Origin of the sequence: Pseudomonas sp. DrBHI1, assembly GCF_002205115.1 — a bacterium.
Taxonomy (GTDB): domain Bacteria; phylum Pseudomonadota; class Gammaproteobacteria; order Pseudomonadales; family Pseudomonadaceae; genus Aquipseudomonas; species Aquipseudomonas mosselii.
The window spans coordinates 65332-67906 of sequence record NZ_NIBE01000097.1 but is presented as its reverse complement, the minus strand read 5'-3'; the positions used below and the strand labels follow the sequence as shown (position 1 = coordinate 67906).

At 70.3% G+C, this 2575-nt stretch carries 1 protein-coding gene; it reads left to right on the top strand.

Annotated features, from left to right (window positions below; translation table 11 throughout):
• On the top strand, positions 1–2575 hold a 2575-nt coding region (locus tag CC207_RS27850), incomplete at both ends, for an amino acid adenylation domain-containing protein (protein ID WP_256582136.1).

The following is a 2575-nucleotide window of genomic DNA, read 5'->3' as shown; positions in this document are numbered from 1 at the left end:
CCCGCCTGTACGCCGCCCAAGGCCAGACCGTACAACTGCCCGAACTGACGCTGGGCTACGCCGACTACGGCCAATGGCAGCGCCAGTGGCTGGCCGACGGCGAGAGCGCCCGTCAGCTCGACTACTGGAAAAACAAGCTGGGTGATGAACTACCGGTGCTCGACCTGTGCACCGACCAGCCCCGCGCCAGCCAACAGCACACCCGCGCCGCGCGCCATAGCCTCAAGGTGCCGGCGGCGCTGACCAGTGCCCTCAAGGGACTGGCCCGCGACCAGCAGGCCAGCCTGTTCATGGTCCTGCTCGCCGGCTGGCAGGCCCTGCTGCACCGCTACAGCGGCCAGGGCGACATCCGCGTCGGCGTGCCCAACGCCAACCGTCCGCGCCTGGAAACCCAGGGCATGGTCGGCTTCTTCATCAACACCCAGGTGCTGCGCGCCGAACTCGATGGCCGCCTGCCGTTCGCCGGGCTGCTGGCCCAGGCGCGCCAGGCCACCCTGGAGGCCCAGGCCCATCAGGACCTGCCGTTCGAGCAGTTGCTCGAAGCGCTGCCGCAGGCCCGTGAGCAGGGCCTGTTCCAGGTCATGTTCAACCACCAGCAGCGCGACCTGTCGGCCCTGCGCCGCCTGCCCGGGCTGCTGGCCGAAGAGCTGCCGTGGCACAGCCGCGAAGCCAAGTTCGACCTGCAACTGCACAGCGAGGAAGACCACCAGGGCCGTCTGACGCTGGCCTTCGACTACGCCGCCGGGTTGTTCGAGGCGGCCACCGTCAAGCGCCTGGCCAGCCATCTGCTGGCCTTGCTCGAGCAGGTCTGCGCCGAGCCGCAGCTGGCCCTTGGCGAAGTGCGCCTGCTCGACGAGCAAGGCCGCGCGCAACTGCTCGGCTGGGGGCAGGCGCCGATGGCGAGCGCGCCGCGCCTGCTGGTCGAGCAACTCAATGAACAGGCTCGCATGACCCCCGAACGCACCGCGCTGGTGTGGGAGGGCGGCCAGCTCAGCTATGCCGAGCTGCACCAGCAGGCCAACCGCCTGGCCCACTACCTGCGTGACAAGGGCGTCGGCCCGGATACCTGCGTGGCCATCGCCCTGGAGCGTTCGCCACAGCTGCTGGTCGGCCTGCTGGCCATCCTCAAGGCCGGCGGCGCCTATGTGCCGCTGGACACCGACTACCCGGCCGAGCGCCTGGCCTACATGCTGGCCGACTGCAAGGCCGGCCTGCTGCTCAGTCACGGCAGCCTGCTCGACAAGCTGCCGCAGGTGGACGGCGTCAGCGCCATCGCCCTCGACCAGTTGCACCTGGACAGCTGGCCGAGCCAGGCCCCCGGCCTGCACCTGCACGGTGACAACCTTGCCTATGTGATCTACACCTCCGGCTCCACCGGCCAGCCCAAGGGCGTGGGCAACACCCACGCGGCCCTGGCCGAACGCCTGCAGTGGATGCAGGCCACCTACGCGCTGGATGACAGCGATGTGCTGATGCAGAAAGCGCCGATCAGTTTCGACGTGTCGGTGTGGGAGTGCTTCTGGCCGTTGGTCAGCGGTTGCCGGCTGGTGCTGGCCGGCCCCGGCGAGCACCGTGACCCGCAGCGCATCGCCCAGCTGATCCAGCAACACGAGGTGACCACGCTGCACTTCGTGCCGCCGCTGCTGCAGGTGTTTGTCCAAGAGCCGCTGGCCGCCGGCTGCACCAGCCTGCGTCGGCTGTTCTCCGGGGGCGAGGCGCTGTCTGCGGCCTTGCGCGACCGCGTGCTGCAACTGCTGCCGCAAGTGCAACTGCACAACCGCTACGGCCCGACCGAAACCGCCATCAACGTCACCCATTGGCACTGCCAGGCGAGTGATGGCGCCCGCTCGCCCATTGGCCGCCCGCTGGGCAACGTGCTGTGCCGGGTGCTGGACGACGAATTCGAGCTGAGCGCGCCGGGCGTGCCCGGCGAGCTGTGCCTGGGGGGCGCGGGCCTGGCCCGTGGCTACCTCGGCCGCCCGGGGCTGACCGCCGAACGTTTCGTGCCCCAGCCCGATGGCGACGGCGCGCGCCTGTACCGCAGTGGCGACCGCGCCCGCTGGCAGGTACAGAGCCAGGCCCTGGAGTACCTGGGCCGCCTCGACCAGCAGGTGAAGGTGCGCGGTTTCCGCGTCGAACCCGAGGAAGTGCAGGCGGTGCTGCTGGCCCAGCCGGGTGTCGCCCAGGCGCTGGTGCTGATCCACCAGGACGCCGTCGGCGCCCAGCTGGTGGGCTACTACAGCGGCATCGAGCAGAGCGACGCGCTGCTGGCCGCGCTGGCCGAGCGCCTGCCGGCCTACATGGTGCCGGCGCAGCTCATCCACCTGGCGCAGATGCCCCTGGGGCCGAGCGGTAAGGTCGACCGCAAGGCACTGCCGGCGCCGGTCTGGCAACAACGTGGACATGTCGAGCCGCAGAGCGGGCTGCAGCAGCAGGTCGCGGCGATCTGGCGCGAGGTGCTGAACCTGCCGCAAATCGGCCTGCAGGACGATTTCTTCGCCCTCGGCGGCCACTCGCTGCTGGCCACCCAGATCGTCTCGCGCACCCGCCAGGCGCTGGATGTCGAGCTGCCGCT